The organism is Kitasatospora sp. NPDC058492 (assembly GCF_042720685.1).
In the GTDB taxonomy this organism is placed as follows: domain Bacteria; phylum Actinomycetota; class Actinomycetes; order Streptomycetales; family Streptomycetaceae; genus Kitasatospora.
On the sequence record NZ_JBHXMU010000015.1, the window covers coordinates 121,476 to 143,390 of the forward strand.

The 21,915-nt window shown below is 71.4% G+C and carries 20 protein-coding genes; 12 read left to right on the plus strand and 8 right to left on the minus strand.

Annotated elements, in window-relative coordinates; all coding sequences use genetic code 11:
* Positions 1-1,326 (plus strand): hypothetical protein (locus ACFWPI_RS12865; RefSeq protein ID WP_380424779.1); only part of this gene is annotated, 1,326 nt, incomplete at its 5' end.
* Here the strand turns inward: ACFWPI_RS12865 and ACFWPI_RS12870 are convergent.
* The 3 genes from ACFWPI_RS12870 to ACFWPI_RS12880 form a co-directional block, all read right to left on the minus strand.
* Positions 1,310-3,481 carry a tetratricopeptide repeat protein gene (locus tag ACFWPI_RS12870; RefSeq protein ID WP_380424782.1) on the minus strand — a complete coding sequence of 724 codons (2,172 nt, stop codon included), beginning with the start codon at positions 3,479-3,481 and terminating at the stop codon, positions 1,310-1,312. The genes ACFWPI_RS12865 and ACFWPI_RS12870 overlap by 17 nt on opposite strands.
* A 448-nt stretch (positions 3,482-3,929) precedes the next feature.
* Positions 3,930-4,577, minus strand: coding sequence for an SDR family oxidoreductase (locus tag ACFWPI_RS12875; protein WP_380374179.1), 648 nt, complete (start codon positions 4,575-4,577; stop codon positions 3,930-3,932).
* 20 nt (positions 4,578-4,597) lie between these two features.
* Positions 4,598-5,485, minus strand: a complete 888-nt coding sequence (locus tag ACFWPI_RS12880) for a helix-turn-helix transcriptional regulator (protein WP_380374183.1) — start codon at positions 5,483-5,485, stop codon at positions 4,598-4,600.
* 163 nt (positions 5,486-5,648) lie between these two features.
* On the opposite strand from ACFWPI_RS12880, the gene ACFWPI_RS12885 reads away from it, so the two are divergent.
* The 3 genes from ACFWPI_RS12885 (at position 5,649) to ACFWPI_RS12895 (ending at position 9,917) form a co-directional block, all read left to right on the plus strand.
* On the plus strand, positions 5,649-6,776 hold the full coding sequence (locus ACFWPI_RS12885) for a sensor histidine kinase (RefSeq protein WP_380374186.1): 1,128 nt from the start codon (positions 5,649-5,651) through the stop codon (positions 6,774-6,776).
* 91 nt (positions 6,777-6,867) lie between these two features.
* Positions 6,868-8,184, plus strand: coding sequence for an alpha/beta hydrolase (locus ACFWPI_RS12890; protein WP_380374189.1), 1,317 nt, complete (start codon positions 6,868-6,870; stop codon positions 8,182-8,184).
* Between the two features lie 131 nt (positions 8,185-8,315).
* Complete coding sequence (locus ACFWPI_RS12895) at positions 8,316-9,917, plus strand: MFS transporter (RefSeq protein ID WP_380374192.1); 1,602 nt, start codon at positions 8,316-8,318, stop codon at positions 9,915-9,917.
* An 83-nt stretch (positions 9,918-10,000) separates the two neighbouring features.
* Here ACFWPI_RS12895 and ACFWPI_RS12900 read toward each other — a convergent pair whose 3' ends face one another.
* From ACFWPI_RS12900 to ACFWPI_RS12910, 3 genes are read right to left on the minus strand one after another with little or no spacing between them, the layout of a single operon-like run.
* On the minus strand, positions 10,001-10,705 hold the full coding sequence (locus ACFWPI_RS12900; RefSeq protein WP_380374194.1) for an SDR family oxidoreductase: 705 nt from the start codon (positions 10,703-10,705) through the stop codon (positions 10,001-10,003).
* On the minus strand, positions 10,702-11,382 hold the full coding sequence (locus ACFWPI_RS12905) for an HAD family hydrolase (RefSeq protein WP_380374196.1): 681 nt from the start codon (positions 11,380-11,382) through the stop codon (positions 10,702-10,704). Before ACFWPI_RS12905 ends, ACFWPI_RS12900 begins: the two co-directional genes overlap by 4 nt.
* 1 nt (position 11,383) lies before the next feature.
* The gene (locus ACFWPI_RS12910) at positions 11,384-12,394 is read right to left on the minus strand and encodes a ScbA/BarX family gamma-butyrolactone biosynthesis protein (RefSeq protein ID WP_380374199.1); all 1,011 of its coding nucleotides are present in this window, start codon (positions 12,392-12,394) and stop codon (positions 11,384-11,386) included.
* Between the two features lie 174 nt (positions 12,395-12,568).
* On the opposite strand from ACFWPI_RS12910, the gene ACFWPI_RS12915 reads away from it, so the two are divergent.
* The 3 genes from ACFWPI_RS12915 to ACFWPI_RS12925 are packed head-to-tail and all read left to right on the plus strand — an operon-like array spanning position 12,569 to position 15,229.
* Complete coding sequence (locus ACFWPI_RS12915; RefSeq protein ID WP_380374202.1) at positions 12,569-12,847, plus strand: acyl carrier protein; 279 nt, start codon at positions 12,569-12,571, stop codon at positions 12,845-12,847.
* Positions 12,840-14,063 (plus strand): beta-ketoacyl-[acyl-carrier-protein] synthase family protein, encoded by a 1,224-nt coding sequence (locus ACFWPI_RS12920; protein ID WP_380374204.1) that lies wholly within the window; start codon positions 12,840-12,842, stop codon positions 14,061-14,063. The genes ACFWPI_RS12915 and ACFWPI_RS12920 overlap by 8 nt, the downstream gene beginning before the upstream one ends.
* Complete coding sequence (locus ACFWPI_RS12925) at positions 14,063-15,229, plus strand: beta-ketoacyl synthase N-terminal-like domain-containing protein (RefSeq protein WP_380374206.1); 1,167 nt, start codon at positions 14,063-14,065, stop codon at positions 15,227-15,229. The genes ACFWPI_RS12920 and ACFWPI_RS12925 overlap by 1 nt, the downstream gene beginning before the upstream one ends.
* On the opposite strand, the gene ACFWPI_RS12930 is transcribed toward ACFWPI_RS12925, so the two are convergent.
* Positions 15,162-15,854, minus strand: coding sequence for a response regulator (locus tag ACFWPI_RS12930; RefSeq protein WP_380424786.1), 693 nt, complete (start codon positions 15,852-15,854; stop codon positions 15,162-15,164). The two genes, ACFWPI_RS12925 and ACFWPI_RS12930, sit on opposite strands and share 68 nt — an antisense overlap.
* A gap of 234 nt (positions 15,855-16,088) precedes the next feature.
* Here ACFWPI_RS12930 and ACFWPI_RS12935 point away from each other — a divergent pair, with 234 nt between their 5' ends.
* The 3 genes from ACFWPI_RS12935 to ACFWPI_RS12945 are packed head-to-tail and all read left to right on the plus strand — an operon-like array spanning position 16,089 to position 18,697.
* Positions 16,089-17,684 carry an FAD-dependent monooxygenase gene (locus tag ACFWPI_RS12935; protein ID WP_380374212.1) on the plus strand — a complete coding sequence of 532 codons (1,596 nt, stop codon included), beginning with the start codon at positions 16,089-16,091 and terminating at the stop codon, positions 17,682-17,684.
* Positions 17,685-17,743: 59 nt separating this feature from the next.
* Complete coding sequence (locus ACFWPI_RS12940) at positions 17,744-18,487, plus strand: thioesterase II family protein (RefSeq protein WP_380374215.1); 744 nt, start codon at positions 17,744-17,746, stop codon at positions 18,485-18,487.
* A 30-nt stretch (positions 18,488-18,517) separates the two neighbouring features.
* Positions 18,518-18,697, plus strand: coding sequence for a hypothetical protein (locus tag ACFWPI_RS12945; protein ID WP_380374218.1), 180 nt, complete (start codon positions 18,518-18,520; stop codon positions 18,695-18,697).
* A 955-nt stretch (positions 18,698-19,652) separates the two neighbouring features.
* Here ACFWPI_RS12945 and ACFWPI_RS12950 read toward each other — a convergent pair.
* Entirely contained in the window at positions 19,653-19,919 is a 267-nt protein-coding gene (locus ACFWPI_RS12950; RefSeq protein WP_380374221.1) for a DUF5302 domain-containing protein, read from the minus strand.
* A gap of 347 nt (positions 19,920-20,266) precedes the next feature.
* Here ACFWPI_RS12950 and ACFWPI_RS12955 point away from each other — a divergent pair, with 347 nt between their 5' ends.
* Positions 20,267-20,752, plus strand: a complete 486-nt coding sequence (locus ACFWPI_RS12955; RefSeq protein WP_380374224.1) for a hypothetical protein — start codon at positions 20,267-20,269, stop codon at positions 20,750-20,752.
* Entirely contained in the window at positions 20,749-20,994 is a 246-nt protein-coding gene (locus tag ACFWPI_RS12960; protein ID WP_380374227.1) for a hypothetical protein, read from the plus strand. Before ACFWPI_RS12955 ends, ACFWPI_RS12960 begins: the two co-directional genes overlap by 4 nt.
* Positions 20,995-21,915: the final 921 nt, after the last annotated feature.

Consider the following 21,915-nt stretch of genomic DNA (forward strand, 5'->3'; position numbering starts at 1 on the left):
ACGCCGCATGCCCCTGTCTTCGGCCTGGCGCCCGAGTGGCTGCTGTCCGACGGGGTTCCGCTCGCCCGGGCGATGGTACTCTCCCACCCCGAGCAGCTCGGCCGGCTGCGCGAAGCCTGCCCCGAGGCCGCTCCGACGGCGGTGCTCGGCGGCGACCCCTGCTTCGACCGCATCCTGGCCGCCCTTCCGCGCCGCGAACGCCATCGCCGCGCGTTCGGCGTCCGACCCGGGCAGCGGTTCATCGTGCTCAACTCCACCTGGAACCCGCAGTCGCTCTTCGGTGACGCCGGCGCGAACGACCCGCTGCCGTGGCTGCTCGACCGCCTCGCCACCGAACTCCCGGTCGACGACTACCGGGTGGCGGCCGTCCTCCACCCGAACATCTGGCACGGCCACGGCCCCGGCCAGGTCCGCCTCTGGCTGGACCGCGCCGAGCGGGCCGGCCTCACCCTGATCGACCCCCTGGACAGCTGGCGGCAGGCACTGGTCGCCGCCGACGCGGTGATCGGGGACTTCGGCTCGGTCAGCTACTACGCCGCGGCACTGGGCACCCCCGTCCTGCTCGGCACGGCCTCCGACGAAGTCCTGGGCGCCACCTCACCGGTGGCAGCCTTCGTCCGCGAAGCCCCCAGACTCGCCCTGGACTCCCCTCTGCTGCCGCAGCTGAACCGACTCCTGGCGCTCCATCAACCCATAACCAGCACCAGCGAATTGACGACATCAGCACCCGGCGAGGCGGCCGGCCTGTTGCGTTCGCTCTTCTACGAGGTCATGGGACTGCCCGAGCCGACAGAGCCGGCTCTCCTGGACCTGCTCCCACTCCCCGACTACCGGCCACCGACCCGAACCGTGCCGCTGCGGGTCCGTACCCGCCCGGGTCCCCGCCCGCACGAGGTCACCATCGAGCGGGTCGCCGAAGGCCGGTACGGGCCTTCCGGGCCCGGCTCCGATCACCTCGCGGTGCACGAGGACACCCTCGACCAGGGCCTCCTCGGTCTGGCCGACGCGATCCTCCGGTACGGGGAGGCCGACGACCCCCGGATCGGCCCGCCCCGGGAGTGGGCCGCGGCGACGCTCGCCCGCTACCCGAACTGCTCGCTCGCGGCCTTCGTCTCCGGTCCGGACACCTGTGAAGTACTGCTGCGCGACCGGGGATTCGTCCGCCTCACCAGCCCCTCGCTCGACCCGGCGGCGGCCGCCTCGGCACTGTTCGCCCAGCTGGACGGCACCGCCGTCCCCCGACCCCTGCGACCCCTGCCGCCGATGGAGCTGACGGTGCGCACCGGCGGCGCGTCCCACACGGTCCTGGTCAGTCCCGTTCCGTGAGGCACTGCTGCCGCAGGCCCGCCAGGTAGCGCAGATGGGGCTCCGCCTGCTCGCGGTCCAGGATCGCGGCGGCCTCGTCGATCGCGGCCAGCGCCTGTTCCGTCGCCGAGGTGTCCGCCCAGGTCTCCGCGAGGTTGGTGAGGGTGCGGGCCGCGTTGTAGTTGTCGCGCAGACCCCGGAATTCGGACAACGCCTCCGTCAGCCAGGTCCGGGCCCGCTCGTACTCGGCCAGGCCTCGCAGCGCCCGCCCCCGGTGCCGCTTCAGCAGCGCCCGGGCCCGCGGAACGTCCCCCGCCCGCTCGTGGTCCGGACCGATCGACCCGAGCAGTCCGTCGGCCTGCTCGAAGCAGTCGTACGCGGGCTGCCACCGCCACTGCCGAAGCCTCAGCAGCCCGAGCGACTCGACGGCCGTGGCCCGGCCCAGCAGGTGGCCGGCCCGCTCGAACGCCGAGGAGGCGTCGACCAGACAGCTCTCGGCCTCGGCCAGCAGGTCCAGTTCCATCAGGGCGAAGGCCAGCTGGGTGTGCATCCGGCCGGCCATCGCCGAGTCCGGGTCGTGCGCGACCGCCACCCGCACGGCGGTTCGCAGCGCCGGCAACAAGGTCTCGTGCCGACCGGCCTTGAGCTGCACCGCCCACGACGCCTCCGCCAGCTCGCACACCGTGGCCGGCGCGGCCAACTCCTCGGCGGCGAGCACCGCCTCGACCAGGTTGCCCACCTCCGCGGCCAGCGCGGCCAACGCCGCACCGGCGTCCGGGTAGTCGCCGGGCCCGAGCTCCCGGTAGAGCGGCCCGACGTGCCAACGCTCCCGCAACGCCGCGTAGTCGGCCCGGACGGCGAAGCGCAGCAGGTGCTCCACGGCACGCGTCACCGCACCCGCGCACGCGGCCAGACCGTCCTCCCGCGCCGCCTGCTCCTCGGCGAACCGGCGCACGGCGGGCCGGTAGCGGTAGCGGCCGTCGGGCGTGGCCTCCACCAGGCCGGCCTCGGCGAGCCCGGCCAGCAGGACACCAGCGCGCTCGACGGTGAGCCCGCCAGTTCCATGGGGTCCGACAACCGCCACGGCCAGCTCGGGACCGACGGCCGGCCACGGCCGCAAGGCGCAGAGCCGGAACAGCCGGGCCTCCTCCGGCTCCAGCGCCTCGTACGACTCCTGCACGGCGGCCCGCACCGGATCACCCACATGGGCACCGCCGCCGCCGTCACCACCACCGCCCCGGCCCCGGCGCTGCTGGGGGATGAACGCCAGCCGGGGAGCCGCGGCACGCAGGGCGAAGGGCGATCCTTCGCACCGTTCGAGGACGCCCCGCAGGGCGGGGCCGGCGGCTGATACGGTCTCCTTCCCCACGAGGTCCGTGAGCAGCCGCCTGGCGTCCTTGTCGGACAGCGGCCCCACTGGAATCGGGACGGCGTCGAGACCGGTGAGCGGACGCCGGGCCACGACGACCGTGACGACGCCCGGGGCCGCGGTGATCAACGGCCGGACCTGGGCCGCCGACCGGGTGTGGTCCAGCACGACGAGCAACTGCCGCTCGGCGACCAGCGACCGGAACCGCTCGACCCGGTCCTGCGCGGCCGGCGGAACCCGGTCCGCCGGCATGCCGAGGTGGATCAGGAACTGCCGGAGCACGGCGGCCGCATCGGGTGCGGTGGCCAGCGACCCGCCGGAGAGGTCCGCGTAGAGCTGCCCGTGCGGAAACCGCTTCCGCTGCTGCGCACCCCAGTGGACGGCCGCGGTGCTCACGCCCATCCCCTGAGGTCCGTACAGGACGCTGACGCGGGGCGTGCCGTCCGCCTTCCGTCCGGCCTCCTTGTCCAACAACGCCAACACCTTGCGCCGGTCGGTGAAGAAGCGGTCGGAGGGCGGCAGCAGGGAGGGCGTCGCCAACGGCCCGGACCAGCCCCCGCCCTGGCCGCCCAGCCAGGCCCGAAGCGCCCTGGCCTGCGCCGGATCCGACTCGGCCGCATCCAGCAACAGCTGCGCCACAGCGGCCCGTTCGGCGGCATCGGTCGGCGCCGGCACATCCCGTCCAGTCACCCGGCGGACGAACGCACCCGCCGACTCCCAGGCCCACTTACCGGCCTCGTTCGCCACGCTCGCACCCACGGCGCCGAAAACAGCGGCCACCGCCGACAGCGACACCGGCTCCAACACCCCACACCCCCTGGTCCATCGCGGCACCCGACCAGCACCGCCGCACCCTCGCGTCCGGCCCCACGGTAGCCTGCCGAACCCCACCACGGGCGCGCACCAGCCCGCTTGCCCACAGCCGGATCCGCTTCCGCTCCCTCCCCCCGCCGCACTTCCCCCGCCGAACCGATCGCCCCGCAGAACGCCCCACCACTCACGTTCGCCCCGGAGCCCCCGCACCGCCGGCTCGGCGCCACCGCCTCCGAGCCCTGCCTGCCGAGCACCTGACCATCAACGCCCTGACCGGCCTGCCCAAGGCCCCCGGGCTGACAGACCGGCGACCTCGTGCAGGTGCGAAGGCGGGGCCGCAGCAGCAGGTTGCGGCGGCCCTTCGACCGACGGCTGCGACCCCCGGTTGGTCCCTGGCAATATGAGCACAGTCCGACGGCTCACCGGGGCCGTTCGCGTGCTGTCAGCCCGCGGCCAGGCCCGCCAGGGCCTGCTCGATCGGCAAGGTACCGGAGGTGACGTCGAGGGCGCGGTTCCGGGCGGCCTCGTGGGAGAGGGCGGCCACCACGACGGCAGCGAGGTCGTCGCGGGGGATGCTTCCGTCGGGCAGCGCGGGGGCGAGGGCGATGCGCCCGCCGCCACTGCGGTCGGTGAGGCCACCCGGGCGCAGGACTGTCCACTCCAGGCCGGAGCGAGCGAGCACGAGGTCGGCCTCGTACTTGGCGCGCAGGTAGGAGCGGAAGCCCAGCGGTGCCTGGTCGGCGCGGTCCGCCGGCATGGCGGAGACCTGGACGTAACGGCGGACGCCGGTAGCCTGGGCGGCCTCCACAGCGGCGATCGCTCCGTCGCGGTCCACCCTGAGGAGGTCGCGCGAGCGGGGGCTGGACACCCCGGCACAGTTCACCACTGCATCGCTGCCGGTCAGGAGCTCGGCCAGGGCGGTGGTCCCCGCGGTCAGGTCGCCGAGGACCGGGGCCGGCCCCTGCTGCCCGCCGGTCCCGGTGCGCTTGCGGTCGCGCGAGACCGCACGGACCTGGTGACCCGCGTCGAGCAGCAGGGAGACGACTCGGGAGCCGGTCCGGCCGGTCGCGCCGAACACAGTGATGATCACGATTTACGTCCTTGGGGGTGTCACGAGCGGTCGATGGCGTCGGCAGGGTCCGCGGCGGAGATCGGCCCGGGTGCCAGGGTGGCGTTCCAACTGGCCAGCAGCCGCAGCGCGGTGGCCGCGTCGGAGCCCGCCTCGGCGGCGTACGCGATGAGCTTCTGCTCCGGGTCCTCCGCCAACTGGAACGTGCTGAAGTGGAGCTTGACCAGCCCGACTTCGGAGTGCCGGAAGGTCTTGGTGCCGAACGTCCTGGACTTGACGTCGTGCCCCGCCCACCAGTTGCGGAACTCCGGGCTCCGGAGCGACAGGTCGCCGACCAGTCCGGCCAGCCGGGGGTCGTCGAAGTGGCGCCCGACCTCCAGCCGGAGGTTGCCCACCACGTTCCTGGCGATGTGCTCCCACTCCGGATAGATCTCCCGGGCGCGCTCGTCCAGGAACACCAGCCGGGCCAGGTTGCGCTCCTTCGGGGTCAGCGCCGGGAAGTCCGCGACCAGCGCCCGGGCCATCTCGTTCCACGCGAGGACGTCCAGCCGGCGCCCGACGATGTAGGCGGGGACGTCGGTCAGCGCGTCGAGCATGATCCGCAGCCCCGGCCGGACGCGCTGCTGCGCCGGTTCCCGCGACGCCTGACGAGAGGGCTGAGCGAGATTCCGGAAGTGCTCCTGCTCGTGCTGGTCCAACCGCAGCGCGCCGGCCAGCGACTCGATCACGCTGTCCGAGACCCGGCGGATCCGGCCCTGCTCGACCCGGGTGTAGTAGTCGACGCTTATTCCGGCCAGTTGGGCCAGCTCCTCCCGGCGCAGTCCTGCGACCCGGCGGACTCCGGGGACCGGCACCACGCCGACCTCCTCGGGCCGCAGGCGCGCGCGTCGGGTCCGAAGGAACTCGCTGAGTTCGGCGCTCGGGTTCATATGGTCGAGTATCGCCCGGCTCCCCGCTCCCAGCCTGGCCCAGTTTTGACCAGGCTGCGGAACCGGGCCCTGGGGCATGCTGATCTGGACTGCGTCTGCCAGCAGATGACTGATCGTCACGCACATGGCATGAAGCGGCATGTGACACATGGGGGTTATGGAGATGCCGAGGAGCACTGGCGCCGCCGTCACGTCGGCGGCCGATTACCTGGACAGCCGTAGGGCCGACATCCTGCGGACGTACCGGGCCGGTCTGCGGGAGATCGGCAGCGTACTGGACAGCCAGGAGGATACCTGGCAGGAGCTGGAGCGTCAGGCCGGCCAGGTGATCAGCGTCTGCGTGGCAACGCTCGCCCGGGGAGTGCCCGTCCCGGACCGGGTGGCGTCCGACCCCCTGGAGCTGATCAACGCGGGGCGGGCGGTGCGCCACCTGCACCCCATCGAGGCCCTGCGGGCGAATTCGCTGCTCTTCGACGTGATCATGGCGGAGACCACCAAGGCGCTGGACAGGCACCCGAACTCCGAGGACCTGCTCGGAACTATGGCCCACGTGCTGAACCGGAGCGTCAATCAGCGAGCCGAGGCCATGATGACGGGCTACGACGCCTTCCTCTACCGCCGGTTCAAGGACGGCCACCTCGCCGAACGGCGCCGGCTCGCCCGCGAGATCCACGACCACATCAGCAACAGTGTGAGCGCCGCCCTGCGGGGCCTCGAACTGTACGAGATCTACCGTGACAACGCGCCGACGGTCGCCGCCGATCGGTTCGACCAGGCCCGCGCGGTGCTGTTGGAAGCGCTCTCCGCCATGCACAGCACCATCGCCGAACTGCGGATGTTCAATCCTCCGGGCACGGTGGCGAGCGGTCTCCAGACCTTCCTGGCCTCGGTCCAGAACGGCGGCATGGTCGACATCCGGGTCACCGGGAACGAGTGCTGGCTGCCCGGCGAGCACCGCGAGCAGATCTTCGTGATCATCCGTGAGGCGCTGCGGAACATCTTCGCCCACTCCCACGCCACCAGGGCGACCGTCCGGCTGGACGTCACGCCCCACTGTGCCCGGGTGGTGATCGAGGACGAGGGCGTGGGGTTCGACGTCGCCACCGTCCTCGCGCAGGGCCGTTCGCACGGGCTGGCGTCGATGCACGAACGGACCGAGCTGCTCTGCGGCCGAATGCGGCTCGCCAGCGTCCCTGACGTGGGAACGGTGATCGACCTCTCGATCCCGCTGCCGCCGTGCGAGTGCGACCACGAGGACCAGCCTGGTAACACGATGCCTAGGCAGAGTTGAGCACTGGTTGTGGCGAGCGCCCGACGGAACGCTGGTGGATGCCCGGCCGGAGCAGCCAGGCCGGGACCGACAGCGCGAGATTCGGAGTTCCATGTCCACATCCCACAACGCACCGCAACACTCGGCCGGCCGCCCGGCGGGCGAAGGCGGCTGGCTGGAGACGGTCGAGACGATCGCCGGCGCACCGGCGGCCGGGCCCGACGAGCTGCAGCACGTCAAGGTGCTGAAGGTCGGCCCGGCCGAGGCGACCAGGGTGCTGGTCCTGCTCGGCGGCCGGGAGGGCGCGGCCGGCGGATTCCGCGTCCTGGCCCGTGAACTCGCCCGCACCGTACCTGGGCTTCAGGTCTGGGCGGTGGACCGGCGGGAGCAGAACCTCGCCGACCTCCGGTACTACCAGGCCGACCTGAACACCGCCATCGACTACTACCTCGGCGGGAAGTACACCAGCCTGGAGGGTTCCGGCGCACCGTTCGCCGGCTCCTGGGGGCTCGACGTACTGCTTCGGGACGTCCGGCAGGTGGTCAAGGCGGCAGCCGACGGCGGTCGACGCGACGTCGTCCTCGGTGGCCACTCGGTCGGCGGCGCCGCCGTCGCCCACTATGCCGCGTGGGACTTCGACGGGACCCCGGGCTACCTCGACCTGTCCGGACTGGTGCAGATCGACGGCGGCGTCCGGGATGCCTTCAAGGGCGCGGGAATGGAGTTCTCGCTGACCGCCCAGGACGCCATCGGCTGGCGGAGCGTCATCGCCGACGGCTCCGTGTTCGAGAACGCGACGAGCTTGGCCGTCCGGGCGGGCGACCGTCCGCAGGACGCCGCCATCCTCTACCATCTGGCCGCCCGCTGCGCCCTCGCCGACCCGCACGGCCCCGCCCTGCTCACCGGCGGGCTCCCGGCGGCCTACGCGACGGACGGTCCGCTGACCAACACCGGCCTCTTCGGCAAGCTCGTCGACGCCGCCGTCGGCCACCCCGGGTACGCCGTGCACTCGGGACGGCTCGGCCAGGACGGGAACTGGATCGACGACGGCCCGACGCCGCTCGCCCGGGTCGCCGAAGCCCACGCGGAGGGTCCGTCCGGGGCCTTCATCTGGTACACCCTGAACCGCGTGATGCTCGACTACGTGGCCGGCAACGCCTTCGCGGACAACGACGTCACCCGGGAACTCGGCCTGCGCCTGCACCACGTCGAGGCCATCGACATCCCGCTGTACGCCTTCGGGAGCAGCCTGACCAACGGTACGGTGGCCGCCGCCGCGGAGCAGCTGGGGGCGAGCACCGCGATCCCCGCGGTCACCACGTACACCGACCTGGAGCTGACGCACCAGGACCTGCTGTACGCCGTCCCCGAGCAGAACCGCCTCCTGCGCACCCTGGTCGAGTTCCTGCGGACGCTCCCGCGTCGCTGACCGGCCCACCGAGCTCCGGGCGACCCCTGCGCCCGGTGACACCTTCCGGGCCCGCCCCGGGGCGGGCCCGGAAGGCCCCCTCCTCAGACCGATCCGTCCACACGCCCCTCACGCCAGGGAGTCGACCCACCATGAGCTCTTCACCGCCGGGCGGCACCACACAGCCCCGGCAACGACTGGTCCTGCTCACGATCTGTCTCGCCGTCCTGATGGTCCCAGTGTCGCTGAGCGGCACCTCGCTGGCCCTCCCGGCGATCAGCCGGTCGCTGGACGCCGACATCGTCCCGCTGCAGTGGGCGGTCAACGCCTACAACGTGACGGCGGCCAGCTTCATGCTGGCGGCCGGGTCGCTGGCCGACATCATCGGCCGGCGCAGGATGTTCGTGATCGGCACCACCCTGTTCGCCGCCGGTTCGCTCGCCTGCTCACTGGCCGGCGACATCTACCTGCTCGACGTCGCGCGCGCGGTGGCCGGCATCGGTTCGGCCGCGATCCTCACCGCCGGCACCGCCGTCCTGGCGAGCACCTTCGACGGCCCGGCGCGCAACCAGGCGTTCGCCGTGACCGGTGTGGTCATCGGGGCCGGCCTCGCCCTCGGACCGACCACCTCCGGCTGGCTGATCTCCCTCATGGGCTGGCGCGGCATCTTCCTGACCCAGCTCGCCATCGCGGCCGTGGTGCTGCTGCTCGCCCGGATCATCCCGGAGTCCCGCAACCCGCAAGGCAGCAAGGTCGACTGGATCGGCACGGTGCTGTTCACCTCGGCCCTGTCGGTGCTGACCATCGCGGCCGCCGAGGGATCGCAACTCGGCTGGACCGGGCCGGAGACGATCGCGCTCGCGGTCCTCTTCGTGGTCCTGATGACGGCCTTCGTGCTGGCCGAGCGCCGGCGGGCCCAGCCGATGTTCGACCTCGGCCTCCTCGCCAGGCCGCGCTTCGTGGCCCTGTGCCTGCTGCCGGTGATCTTCTCCTTCGGCTTCGTCGGCCTGGTGGTGCTGGTGCCCTCGTATCTGATCGGCGCCGACGGCCTGTCGAGCGGCGACGCCGGCCTGACCATGCTGCTGCTCACCGGGCCCGTCCTGATCGTCCCGCTGCTGGCCTCCCGGATGCTCCAACGCGGCCTCTCCAGCCGGGTGCTGCTGACGGTCAGCCTGCTGGTCACCACCCTGGGGGTGGCCTGGCTGTCGGTCATCCACCCTGGCATCGGGCCGCTCGCCCTGGCCGGGCCGCTGCTGACCATCGGGGTGGGCCAGGGCCTGTCCTCCGGGCTGATGGACGGCGCCGCCGTCTCCGCCGTGGAACCGGCCCGGGCGGGCATGGCCGCGGGCATGTTCAATACCATGCGGCTGGCGGGCGAGGCGGTGGCGATCGCCGCCATGGGTGGGGTGCTGGTCTCGCTGATCAAGGGCCGGCTCGCGGACGGCATCGATGCCTTCGCGGGGAAGACCCCGAGCAGCGTCGGCAGCCTGGCCGACAGCGTCGCAAGCGGCGACCTCACCGGGCCGGCCGCCCAGGTGCCCGCCGCCGACCGGGGCGCGTTCACGGACCTGCTGGCCAACGGTTACACCGGTGCGATGCACACCATCCTCTGGGTGGTGGTCGGCCTCTGCGCCGTCGCCACGGTCGCGGTGTGGTTCCTGCTCGCCGAACGCCGCGCGGACGAGCCGAACGAGCCGGACGAGCCGGCGAAGGCGCCGGCGAAGGCGCCGACCGCGGAGCCCGCGGGCCGGTAGCCGCCCCGGCCGGGGAACGCGAGGGGCACCCGCCGGGCCGATGGCCCGACGGGTGCCCCTCGCCGCGGGTCGTGGAGAGTGGATCAGTGCCCCATCCCGTGGCCGCCGCCGACCGGGACGACCGCGCCGGTGACGAAGCTCGCCTCCTCGCTGGCCAGGAAGCGGACCACAGCGGCCACCTCGGCCGCGGTGCCTGGGCGGCGCAGTGCCGTCCCGGCGACCAGCTCGGCGCGGCGTTCCGGTGTGAGGTGGGCGATCATGTCGGTCTCGATCAGCCCGGGTGCCACCACGTTGACCGTGATGTTGCGCCGGCCGAGCTCCCAGCACATCGACCGGGCCAATCCGATCAGGGCGGACTTGGAGGCGGCGTAGTTGGTCTGGCCGGGCGAGCCCGCCATCCCGACCGTGGAGGACACCAGGAGCACCCTGCCCCACCGTGCCGTGGCCATCCGGACGGCCGCCCTACGGGCCACCCGGAACGCCCCCATCAGGTTGGTCTCGATGACGGCCGCGAAGTCCTCCTCGGACATCCCGAGCATCAGCATGTCCCGGGTCGCGCCGGCGTTGGCCACCAGCACCTCCACCGGTCCCTGCTGGGCTTCCACCTCGGCGAAGGCCCGCTCGACCGACCGCGGGTCGGTGACGTCACACCGTACGCCGAACAGGCCGGCCGGAGGCTCCCCGGACCGGTAGGTGACCGCGACCTTGTCACCGGCCTCCGCGAAGGTACGGGCGACCTCAAGCCCGATTCCGCGGTTGCCACCGGTGACCAGTACGGAACGACTCATCGCTTCCCCTCCTGGGCGGATACCGACAGGTCCGCCGGAGCCTCGCCCCCGGCGTCGGTGAGACCGGCCAGCCGGGCCAGGGCCTCGGCCGTACCGGTGAAGTGCACGGCGTGCCAGCCCGCTGCCCGGGCGCCCGTGCAGTTGGCGCCCAGGTCGTCGACCAGGAGGCACTCCTCGGGCCTCAACCCGAGGCGCTCGGCGGCCAGTCGGAAGATCCCGGGCTCCGGCTTGCGGTGCCCGACCTGGAAAGAGAGCACGATCTCGTCGAACAGCTCGACCGGGACCATCCGCCGCCAGTGCTCGTCCCAGCCGGGCACCATGTTGGACAGCACGCCAATCCGGTACCCGGCGTCGCGGAGCTCTGCAAGCCGTGCCAGCCACGGTTCGTTGACCTGGCGGTCGGTGAACCACTTGGCGGCGAAGTCGGAGAGGTCGACCACCGCGCCGTGTTCGGTCCGAAGCACCTCCTCCACCTGCCGGGACCACTCCGACTCCGAGACCAGGGGCGTGTCCAGCGGAGCCATCACATCGGTGCCGTACCGTGCCGCCACCTCGTACATGGCCCGCCGGAGCAGCTCCGGTTCCAGGCCCATCGGACGGCAGAACGCCGCCATGGTCACCTCGATCGGCGGGGTCAGCACGCCCCCGAAGTCGGTCCAGACCACTCGGATCGCCATGTCAGTCCTCCTCGACGGAGTTGGCGCAGGCCAGAGTCACCGTCGTCTTCGCGACGGTCACGTCCCCCTGGGTGAACGCCACCGGGACCGTCCACCGGCCGGCCGGGCCCTCCGACAGGGCCGCGGGTACGGCCGCCGTCACCGGCTCGTCCAGCTCGGTGAACCGCCGGAACCCGGCAGTGGCACCCACCACCGCGACGCGGCCCGCCGCCCGGCCGGCGCCCTCGGCGAAGGCCAGCAGCGCGAGCTGCCGGGCGGCCTCCAGCAGCACCATCGCCGGTATGTGGTCGTAGGCGTGGTCGAACAGGCTGCGGTTGTCAAAGCGCGGGGCGACGACGGCGCGGAGCATGCCCCCGGCCCACCCCGGATCGGCCAGGACCACGTTGTCGGCCCGTCCCCGTCCCACGCGTTCCGGCACCACCGCCGTCCCTGCGGGGGCCGGTCCGGCGTCCGCGGTGGAGGACGGGGGGTCGCGCCGCTGCAGGTAGCGCAGGGCGTCATGCTCCCGGGCGGTGAGGGCGCTGACGGCCATGGTCGCCGAACCGACCGGGGAGCCGTCCAGGTAGAGCCGCTGGTCCACGACGATGCTCCGGATCCGGTCGCCCTTCCGCTCGACCTCCGGGTAACCGGTGCTGATGTGCAGCTCTCCGGGCAGCCGGCCGCGGAGCGCCGCCGCGGCACCGTCCAGTTCGATCGCCAGCGTGTTGACCAGGAACGCGGTCCGGACCGGTACTTCGAGGAACCGGTGCGCCCCGTAGACGGCGGCCTGCCGGGACGCTTCGAGCAGCAGCAGGAGGTCGAAGGCCGAGGCGGCCAGGTGATCGCTGTAGTAGGAGTGCGCCAGCGGCAGTTGCGCGCCGGCCAGGTAGCGGTCGCCACCGACCGGCCTCATGTCCGTCACGAAGACCTCGGCGAGCGCGGTGCGATGCACCAACTGCCGCTCCACGGTTCGACCGAAGCTGATCACGCCGACTGTTTCCGGCTCGGTGTCACTCAGTTGATTCGACGTCATAGCCGCAGGATGGGCCACCGCGGCGCCCCTCTACCTGGCCGATCGGCCCAAGAGCCGGGTACACCCATCACTTTGGTTATATCCGGCACCCCTCTTGGTGATAGGCGGCAACCGAGAGCGGATCGACCCCGCCTAGCGTGGCTGACGTCCGCAAACCCGGAAGGAGTTCGCACCATGGCCCCGAACAGCACCGAGCTCACCACCGACCGGCAGGAAGTGATCCGCCGGATCGTCGCCGAGGAACTGGACCTGGAGACCACCGAGCTGAGCGGAAGCGCGCTCTTCATCGAGGACCTGGAGGCCGATTCGCTCTCCCTCATCCAGATCTTCTCCCGCATCGAGCGGGAGCTGGCGGTCTCCATCCCGCAGAGCCAGATGACGGCGATGGTCAGCCTGGACGCCATTGAGGAGGTCGTCGCCCGGTACGTCGACGGGGGACCGAGCAGTGCCTGAGTTCACGCACCGGCGGGTCGTCATCACCGGCCTGGGCGCTGTCAGCAGCCTCGGCATCGGCGCCGACGCCTTCAGCGACGGGATCCGCGCCGCCCGCAGCGGCGTCTCACCGATCACCAGCTTCGACGCCACCGGATTCCCGTACATCAACGCCGGCGAGGTGAAGGACTTCGAGCCGTCCGCGATCCTGGAACGGATCCGCCCCGAGCGCTGGGGCCGCAGCAGCCTGCTGGCCGCAGCCGCGGCCCGGTTGGCCGTCCAGGACTCGGGCCTGGACCCGGACGAGCTGTCCCGCTCGGCCGCCGGCTCGGTGATGGGAACGACGAGTGGGGAGTCGACCGTCGTCCAGCAGCTCACCGAGCAGTGGGTGGCCCACGGCCTCCAGGGGCTCGACCCCGCCCTGATCGCCCAGGCCCCGGCGAGCCGGATCGCCAACGCCGTCAACCACGAGCTACAGCTCACCGGGGACGCGCAGACCATCCCCACCGCCTGCTCCGCGAGCAACTACGCGCTGGGCTACGCCTACGACCTGGTCCGCACCGGCGAGGCGGACTACATGCTGGCGGGCGGTGCCGACTCGGTGAACCGCTACACCCACGCCGGCTTCTACCGGCTGGGCGCCCTGGCCGAGAACACCTGCCGCCCGTTCGACGTCGACCGGGCCGGCATCATCACGGCCGAGGGCGGGGTCTCGCTGCTCCTCGAACCGCTGGAGGACGCGGTCCGGCGCGGCGCGCGGATCTACGCGGAGGTCCTCGGATACGCCGTGAACTGCGACGCCGCGCACATGGTGCACCCCGACCCGACCAGCATCGCGAACTGCATCCGGCAGGCGCACCGGAACGCGGGGATCGAACCCGACCAGGTCGACTACATCTGCGCGCACGGCACCGGCACCCCCACCAACGACGCCACCGAGGTACGGGCGGTCCACGAGGTGTTCGGGGACCGGCTGCCACCGATCAGTTCGATCAAGTCGATGATCGGCCACACCATGGGGGCCGCCAGCGGTTTCGGTGCGCTGGTCTGCTGCAAGGCCTTGGAGGGCGACTTCCTCCCCCCGACGGCCAACGTGCGGACCGTCGACCCCGCGCTGGGACCGGGGCTCGACTGCGTCCCCGGGCAGGCCCGGCCCGCCCGGCTCGACGTGGTGCAGAACCACGGCTTCGCCTTCGGCGGGAACAACGCCATCACTGTTCTGGGGAGGTTGACGTAATGCCGAAGACCCTTCCTCGGGGGACGGTCGAGCCCCTCGCGATCACCGGCGCCGGCGTGGTGTCGGCAGCCGGGCTCGGCCTGGCGGCGCTCGGTGACGCGATCGCCGGGAAGCCGCTCGCCGACTCGCCGCCGGCCGACCTGCAGCCGGGCGACTACCCGGCTGGCCCGATGAGGCCCGTGCCACCGGTGGACTTCGCCGAGCACCTCGGCAGAAAAGGGCTGCGCCACCTGGACCGGACCACCAAACTCGGCCTACTGGCCTGCAAGTTGGCCTTGGACAGCACCGACGACCAGGCCTCGGATCCGGCCACTGGCGTGGTCATGGGCACCAGCACCGGAAGCATCCGCAGCACTGCGGAGTTCTGCCGGGACACCCTGGTCCACGACCGTCCGTACCTGGTGGACGCCGGCTCGTTCCCGAACACGGTCATGAACTGCTGCGCCGGCCAGATCGCTATCCGCTACGGCCTGCACGGCGTGAACGCGACCCTCGCGGGCGGCCAGCTGTCCAGCCTGCTCGCCCTCCGGTACGCGCGCAACGCCCTGGTCGGGCGGCAGTCCCCACGCCTGCTGGTCGGCGGCGTGGAGGAGCTCGGACCGCAATCGGCCTGGGCTTGGCACCTCGCGGGCGGTCTGGCGCCCGAGGCGGCGCTGGGCGAGGGGTGCGCGGTGTTCTCCGTTTCCGGCGCCCCGGAGGCGGCTCCGGACGGCGGAACCGCGGACCCTGCCGGAGACGGTCGACCGGCCGCCCCGCCACTCGCCTGGCTGCTCGCCTGCGAGGTCGCCTATCTGGGAGGCGAAGTCCATCGGGGCCGCCTAGCCGAGGGCCTGGCCGGGGTGATCGCGCGGGCGATGCGGCGGAGCGGCGTTCGCCCCGAGGAGGTCGACCTCGTCTCCATGGGCGCCTGCGGCCACCGCGGACTGCGGCGCATCGAGGAGCGCGCCGTGACCGCGGCGCTGGAGCGGGTGCCCGAACGGGTCCTGCGCGCCGGGGAAGCGATCGGCGAGTGCTACAGCGCGGCCGGCTCCCTGCAACTGGCCGCCCTGCTGGGCGAATGGCAGGAAAGGCCGGACTCGGCCGACCGGGTCGGGCTCGTCACCGCGGTCGGATCGGACGGGAATGCTGGATGTGTCGTGGTGCGCGCACCGGCTCCGGTCGGCTGATCAGCGAGGCCTCGACAGCCTTGTTCACCGCGTCGATCCGGGAGACCGCGTCGAGCTTGCGGAAGACGTTGCGCAGGTGGAGCTTTACGGTGCCCTCGGCGATCGACAGCCGCGCCGCGATCTGACGGTTGCTCATGGCGCCCGCGACCAGCCCCAGGACCTCCTGCTCGCGGGTCGACAGCAGCTCGGCGTCGCCGACGGCCGGGGCCAGCTGGATGCTGTTCCTTGTCACGGAGAGGATCACCCGGTCGCGGTCCTGCCAGACGCCCCTGATGGCGGCGGCCAGATCGTGCTGGCTGATGGTCTTGTGCAGGTAGCCGCGGATGCCCAGTTCGAGCAGTTCCTGGATGAGTCTCGGGTCCGCGTACATGCTGAGGATGATCACCTGCGTCCGGGGCGAGGCCTCACGCAGCCGGCGCACGGTGAGCAGCGGTTTGCTGCCGGGCATCTCGATGTCCAACAGCGCGATGTCCGGCTTGATCCTGGCGCTCAGTGCGACCGCATCGGACCCGTCCCCTGCCTGCGCGATCACATCGAAGTCGGACTGCGCGGAGAGCACCTCACACAGCACCTCGCGTAACAGCGTGTGATCGTCGGCGACAAGGATGCGGATAGGGCTTTCCATCGTTGAAATCACAGACAATCCTCCCGTGGGGAATGTTTCCAATCCCAAAGCCTGCCTTTCCCACATCATAACCCGCCGATCAACCCTCCAGCCTCTCATTCGGCTGGCGCGTCTCGGCCGGTCGAAAACTAGCCATCCGGCACGGGACGGCCCCGTGTAAGAAAGTTCACGAGAACTCTGCGTTTGAAATCCCATGCGCCCTGCATTCATGGAAGATTTCCGAAAGGATTCATGATGTCTGATTCATCCGGCGTTCTCGTCGTCGGCGCCGGCCCGACCGGTCTGACCCTCGCCGTCGAACTGCTCTCCCGAGGTACCTCGGTACGTGTGGTCGACCGCGCCGAACGCCCGCACCCGCACTCCCGCGCGCTCGTGCTCTGGCCCCGCGCCCTCGAGGTGCTCGACCGGCTCGGGGCCGGAGCGGCTCTGGCCGGGCAGTCGATGCCCATCCACGGCCAGGTCTACTACTCCGGCGGCAGCCGCAAGGCCAGGGTCGACTTCGAACGGCTGGCCGGGTCCCGTTTCACCTCTCCGGTATCAATCCCACAACTGGAGACCGAAAAGGCTCTGCGGGAACGATTTGCGGAAATGGGCGGGCAAATCGAGTTCGGCGTCGAATTAGCCGACCTGAAAGATACCGGCGAGAAGGTCGAGGCGACGCTGGTATCCGCGGGGTCAGACCGGGCCGAAACCGTCCAGACTGATTGGCTGGTGGGCTGCGACGGGGCGCACAGCAAGGTCCGTGAACTCATCGGGGTCAGCTTCGAGGGCGCGCCGTACGAACAGAAGTTCGTACTCGCCGACGGAGCCTGCGCCACCTCGCTGGCCCACGACGAAGCCCACCACTTCATGACCGACACCGGCGTCCTGACCGTCCTGGGCCTACCCGGAGGCGACTACCGGGTCGTCGCCAGTGTCGCCGCGGACATGAAGATCGACGACCCGGTCGCCTTCGTCCAGGCGGCCGCCGCCGAACGCTGCCCGGTGCCGCTCCAGTTGCTCGGGAAGCAGCGGACCGGGGACTTCCGGGTCCAGCGGCGACTGGCCGGCGCCTTCAAGGTCGGCAGAGTCCTGATCCTTGGCGACGCGGCCCACGTCAACAGCCCGGTCGGCGCCCAGGGGCTCAACACTGGTATCGAGGACGCCCACGGCCTCGGCTGGCGGCTCACCCAGGTGCAACGAGGCATTCACTCCGAGGAGGTGCTGGAGGAATGGGCCGCCGAGCGGCGCCACATGGCCGGCATCGTGGTCGCCGACACCGACCGGCAGACCCGGATGTGGATGCTGACCGGCCGACGAGCCACCGTCCGCGACCTCGCCCTCGCGGCGGCCCAGCGCACCGGGCTGCTCAACCGCTACATGCCCGCCAGGTTCGCCCAGTTGAGCAACTCCTACCCGAGCGACGGGCCCGGCATCGGCTCGCTGCGGGCCGGCATGCGCCTGCCCGACGTCCGCTTCGAAGGCGGGTGGCTGCGGGACCTGCTGTCGCCGGACGACCTGCTGCTGCTGGTCCTCCCCGCCGACCGGCGCGACCCCGGCCGGCTCGCGTCGGCCCGGCGACTGGTCTCGCGGGTACAGGACCATGCCGCCTCCAGCCCGGTCGGGATCCGCCAGGTCGTCCTGTCCCGGCGGGCGGGCGCCACCGACCCCGCAGACTCCACCGGCGCGGCGCACTCCGCGCTGGGAGCCCGCGAACCGAGCGTGATCCTGGTCCGTCCGGACGGGATCATCGCGCTGGCCTGCCGGTTCGACGATCCCCGGATCGCCCGCCGGATCCGGGAGCTGGCCCCCGCCCGGCGCACGCCACAACTGTCGGCCGGCCCGGTATGACCCTCCTCCACCCCGGCCCCACCCGCCCTCCGGGCCCGCGGGGTGCGACGCACCGGGTCGTGCTGGTGCACCACGCCGGCGGCTCTGACGTGGAGTACCGGCGGTGGGCCCGGTACTTCCCGCCCGACTGGGACGTCTTGGCCCTCGGGCTGCCCGGCCGGGGCGGCTCCCGCGGAGCACCGGTCGTGCGCACCATCGCGGAGCTGAGCGACCGGCTCGTCGCCGAACTCTCCTCGCTGCCCGACCGGCCACTCGCCCTGTTCGGCCACAGCATGGGCGCGCTGGTCTGCTACGACCTGGCCCGCGCCCTGATCGCCCACGGCCTGCCTGCGCCGCTGTGGCTCGGCGTCTCCGCACACCCCGGCCCCGCCCACCACGTCGGCGGCCGGGCCGACCCGACCGCCCTGCCCAGCGAGGAACTGCGGGCGCTGGTCAGCGAGTGGGGCGGGCTGGAGCCCCGCCTCCTCGCCGATGACACCCTCTGGTCCTTCGTCGAGCCTCCCCTGCGCCAGGACCTGGATCTGGTGGCCTCCTGGTCGCGGGACCGGCTCGGCGCCCCGCTACCCGTCCCCCTGACCGCCTTCTGCGGCTCCGCGGACCGCCTCGCCCGTCCGGCCCAGGCCGCCAGCTGGGCCGAGCACACCGACCACTTCCTCGGCCTCAGAGTGCGGACCGGGGGCCACTTCTACTTCCGCGGCGACGTCCGGACCGTCATCGACCAGATCGTGTTCGAGATCCGCTCAGCCGCCCGGCACAACACAGTTCGCCAGTCCCGCCGACGGCCCAGGAGCCGATCAGCATGAAGGAACGATCAGCGTGAAGGAACGATCAGCGTGAAGGAACGAACCGCCGCAACCCTCCGCCGCACGGACGAGGACCGCCCCGTCCCCGACGTCCTCAGGATCGACCCCTACGGCGAGCTCGTACGGCTCGGCCTGCTGCCCGGAGCCCGCAACGACACCCGCCCCGCCACACCGGCGGCTCCGCACGCCGAACGGCTCCCACCCGAGTAGCCGCACCGCTTCTCCGACGACGCGTCGGCATGCGGACGGTCCGCCAGCGTTCACTTCGCACACAAGCGCCCGTTTTGGCCCATCGGCGCCCATGAGCGCTCATCGCGTGTGGTCCCAAAGTGGTCCCCAGGCCGACCGCCCCACCGCAGCTACCGTCGGCAACCAAGATCTGTCATCCCTTCAGCAAGCGTCGTCGAGCAAGCCCGACAGCCGCTGCGCAGACGGCGCTGGCCGGCTCACGGGATCGGCGCCTGCAGGCGGATCACGGTCGCTTACCCACCGGCTGCGGATCGTGATCTTCCGCGCGGTGTGTCGTCTTGAGCGTGTCCTCTCCGGCTGGTTCTGACGTGCCTCGCGCACCGTCCCGTGCGCTCTGCCGCCACGCCCGACTGGACGGCGAACCCTGGTCCCGGATCACCCGGTCCGAGAGAAGGGGAGTGGACCGCAGGCTCTACGTCCGCTGGACCCTCGCCGCCGTCAACAACGGGCGGCTCCATCCCGGCGGGCCCAAGACCGAGGCCAGCCGCACCTGGATCAGCCTCTTCCCCGGAGTCATGACGCCCTCCAGGTGGGGAGGTGAGGTTCACGGACGCCGTGGTGGTCGGCAGCGCAGCGATGTGGTGTAGCAGTGACCGAACCCCTCGGAGTGAACGGGCAGGTCGTTTGACTGCGTCTGCTCGTCGACTGGTTGCATCATGTGCACAGAGCTGACACGGCGGCGACCAAGATCCCCGACAGGGTCACGCCCAGTCGGCCCCACTGTCACGGGCGGCGGTGCTCGGCGGGACGGGCTCCGGGGCCGGCACCCGGCACCGCCTTCTCCAGGTACCCTGCCGATCCCCGGCAGGCAAGGCCCCGCATCCGGCACACTCGAACGAAGACCTTGCCTGTCGCGTACAGCTACGGCCGCCCGGTCAGGACCAGGCCTGGCGGCCCCCGGCGTCAACCAGGCTCATCAACCACCGCTCTTGCGACGGAAGTTGCGCTTGCCGCCCACCGCGCCGTGGGCGCCGTGGATCTTCGAGTCGCCATTCGGGCCGCCGGTCGCACTATCGGACTTGGCGCCGCGCTTGCGCTCCAGAGCGGCGAGGAACCGGGCCTTGACGTCGTCCTGGGCGGCGGGCGCGGGAGCCTCGGCAGCCCCCGTGGCCTCCGGGCTCTCGGCGCTGTCGGCGCTCTTGGGGTTCTCGGGGTTCTCAGATGACTCCACGTCGCTGCTCATGCAGAACCTCTTCCTTAAGGGATGGTGGCGGTTGATGACTTCACGCACACCATGTCATGCCCAAGCTTCCCATCTACGGGTGGTACCGATCCTGTACGGACAGAACCTGCACGCCCGCCCGGCCCTCAGGACCCGGCCGAATCTCTCCGGCAGGATCCTGACGGGTTACCCGCAAGTAGAAATAGCGGGGGCAGTGCGCTGCGGGGGTGGTCGAGTGAGGGCGTTCGGTGAGCTTCTACTGGGTTTCGCCAGGCCGCTGCGCCGAGCTGGCCGAGGCAGCCAGGTTGGCCGCCAGGTCCATCAGGCATCCGGAGCGGGGCCGCCGGGAGCGACCGCAGCGTCGCACGGTGGAACTGCTGGTGTCGTCGCTGGGGCCGGTCGAGGCCGGTCGGAGCGGGGGCGCCGACCCTCTCTACGCCGACCTCGCCGACCTCATGATCGGCACCGGCATCCGCAAAGGCGCGGCACTCGCCCTGCACTGGGACGACGTCCACCTCCCCAACCGCACCCTCTTCGTCCGCACGACCCTCTCCGTCATCGACAACAACCAGCTCCTGCTCACCGCCCCCAAGACCAAGGGCAGCAGGACGTGGGTCGCCCTGTCCCACCGCGTCGTCGACACCCTCGAAGACCGGGCGGGTTCACGGGCCTTCGGCGAGATCACCCCCGCCGGCGGCTACGTGTTCCACCGCCACGCCCCCCCCACCCCAAGAACGTCCTCGACCGCTTCCACCTGCCCTGCGACAAGGCCGGCGTCTCCCGCATCGCCCTGCACGACCTGCGCCACCTCGCGGCCAGCTTCACCCTGGCTGCGGACGTCCCGCTGCCCGTGATCTCCAAGACCCTGCGCCACCGCACCCTGTCGACGACCGCGAACATCTACGCCGACCTCACGAAACTCGCCGCCCGCGCGGCCGTCGACGCCGCCGCCTGGATCCTCGACAGCGCCGACCACGCTGCCCTCGGACGCCCCGTCTGCCGCGCCCAGCGCCCCTGGCACCAGCGCCCGCGCCGGCAACTGCCCGCATACCAGCAGGCGCGAACAGAAGAACCGTCCACGCCCTGGCCGATGTGACCCGGTGACCACCAGCTGACGCCACAACAAGAAGAGCCGGCACTCGGTTTCCCAAGTACCGGCTCTCACAACCGACTTCACATTCGGGACGACAGGATTTGAACCTGCGACCCCTTGACCCCCACAGTCAAGGGGTTCAACTATTGTCGACAGCCGGGGTGCCAAGACATCAGCCTTTGCATTTTTCAACTATTCTGGGAAACAAGTGAGTTGGGACTTCTCGACGGAAGCAACGGCGCCGAGAGCTGACAGTTGCTCAGTGTTTACTTCGTGCACAAGTGTCCGTTTCGGACCATCGGCGTCCATAGGCGCTCATCGGGTGTGGTCCCAAAGTGGTCCCCAGGCCGACCGCCCCGCCGCAGCTACCGCCTGTGATCGAGACCTGTCGACCCTTCAGCAAGCGGTGTCGCGCCTGCCCGACTACCCCTGCGTCGATGCCGTCAGCCGGCCCACGGAGCCGGCGCCTGCGGGCGGATCACGGTCGCCTACCCACCGGTTGCGGATAGTGATCTTCCGGGCGGTGTGTCGTCTTGAGCGTGTCTTCGCCGTGTGATTCTGAGGTGCCTCGCGGCGGCTGCACTACAACCCGGCCAAGCACTGCGCCGATCAACCCGAATCGGCCTGACGGACAGGGCTCGGGCGGGCCGTGGCAAGCAGATAGACCACCTGTGGCGTGCCGACGAAGGCGGCGGCCTCGCAGGTGACCACCATCACCATCCCTGCCCAGTCTGACACGTTGCCCAACGGGTTCTGATGACTAACCTGAGCGTTTCATCCGGGGTCGCGTCCGGATCATGATCAGAAAAGCGAAAGTGCCTTCTGAGCTGCAATGCCGGTGAGTTAGGGCGTTTCCGCAGGTAGAGCGCATGGCGGTGGCCGATTTGGGCGGATAGCCCGCTGTCGGCATGGGGAATTTCACCA

Bases quoted from the DNA above. Each gene is read 5' to 3' on its own strand.
- ACFWPI_RS12925 (WP_380374206.1), top strand. From the start codon at position 14,063: ATGCCGAAGACCCTTCCTCGGGGGACGGTCGAGCCCCTCGCGATCACC.
- ACFWPI_RS12895 (WP_380374192.1), top strand. From the start codon at position 8,316: ATGAGCTCTTCACCGCCGGGCGGCACCACACAGCCCCGGCAACGACTG.
- ACFWPI_RS12950 (WP_380374221.1), bottom strand. From the start codon at position 19,919: ATGAGCAGCGACGTGGAGTCATCTGAGAACCCCGAGAACCCCAAGAGC.
- ACFWPI_RS12905 (WP_380374196.1), bottom strand. From the start codon at position 11,382: ATGGCGATCCGAGTGGTCTGGACCGACTTCGGGGGCGTGCTGACCCCG.
- ACFWPI_RS12935 (WP_380374212.1), top strand. From the start codon at position 16,089: ATGTCTGATTCATCCGGCGTTCTCGTCGTCGGCGCCGGCCCGACCGGT.
- ACFWPI_RS12915 (WP_380374202.1), top strand. From the start codon at position 12,569: ATGGCCCCGAACAGCACCGAGCTCACCACCGACCGGCAGGAAGTGATC.
- ACFWPI_RS12930 (WP_380424786.1), bottom strand. From the start codon at position 15,854: ATGGAAAGCCCTATCCGCATCCTTGTCGCCGACGATCACACGCTGTTA.
- ACFWPI_RS12880 (WP_380374183.1), bottom strand. From the start codon at position 5,485: ATGAACCCGAGCGCCGAACTCAGCGAGTTCCTTCGGACCCGACGCGCG.
- ACFWPI_RS12885 (WP_380374186.1), top strand. From the start codon at position 5,649: ATGCCGAGGAGCACTGGCGCCGCCGTCACGTCGGCGGCCGATTACCTG.
- ACFWPI_RS12890 (WP_380374189.1), top strand. From the start codon at position 6,868: ATGTCCACATCCCACAACGCACCGCAACACTCGGCCGGCCGCCCGGCG.
- ACFWPI_RS12900 (WP_380374194.1), bottom strand. From the start codon at position 10,705: ATGAGTCGTTCCGTACTGGTCACCGGTGGCAACCGCGGAATCGGGCTT.
- ACFWPI_RS12910 (WP_380374199.1), bottom strand. From the start codon at position 12,394: ATGACGTCGAATCAACTGAGTGACACCGAGCCGGAAACAGTCGGCGTG.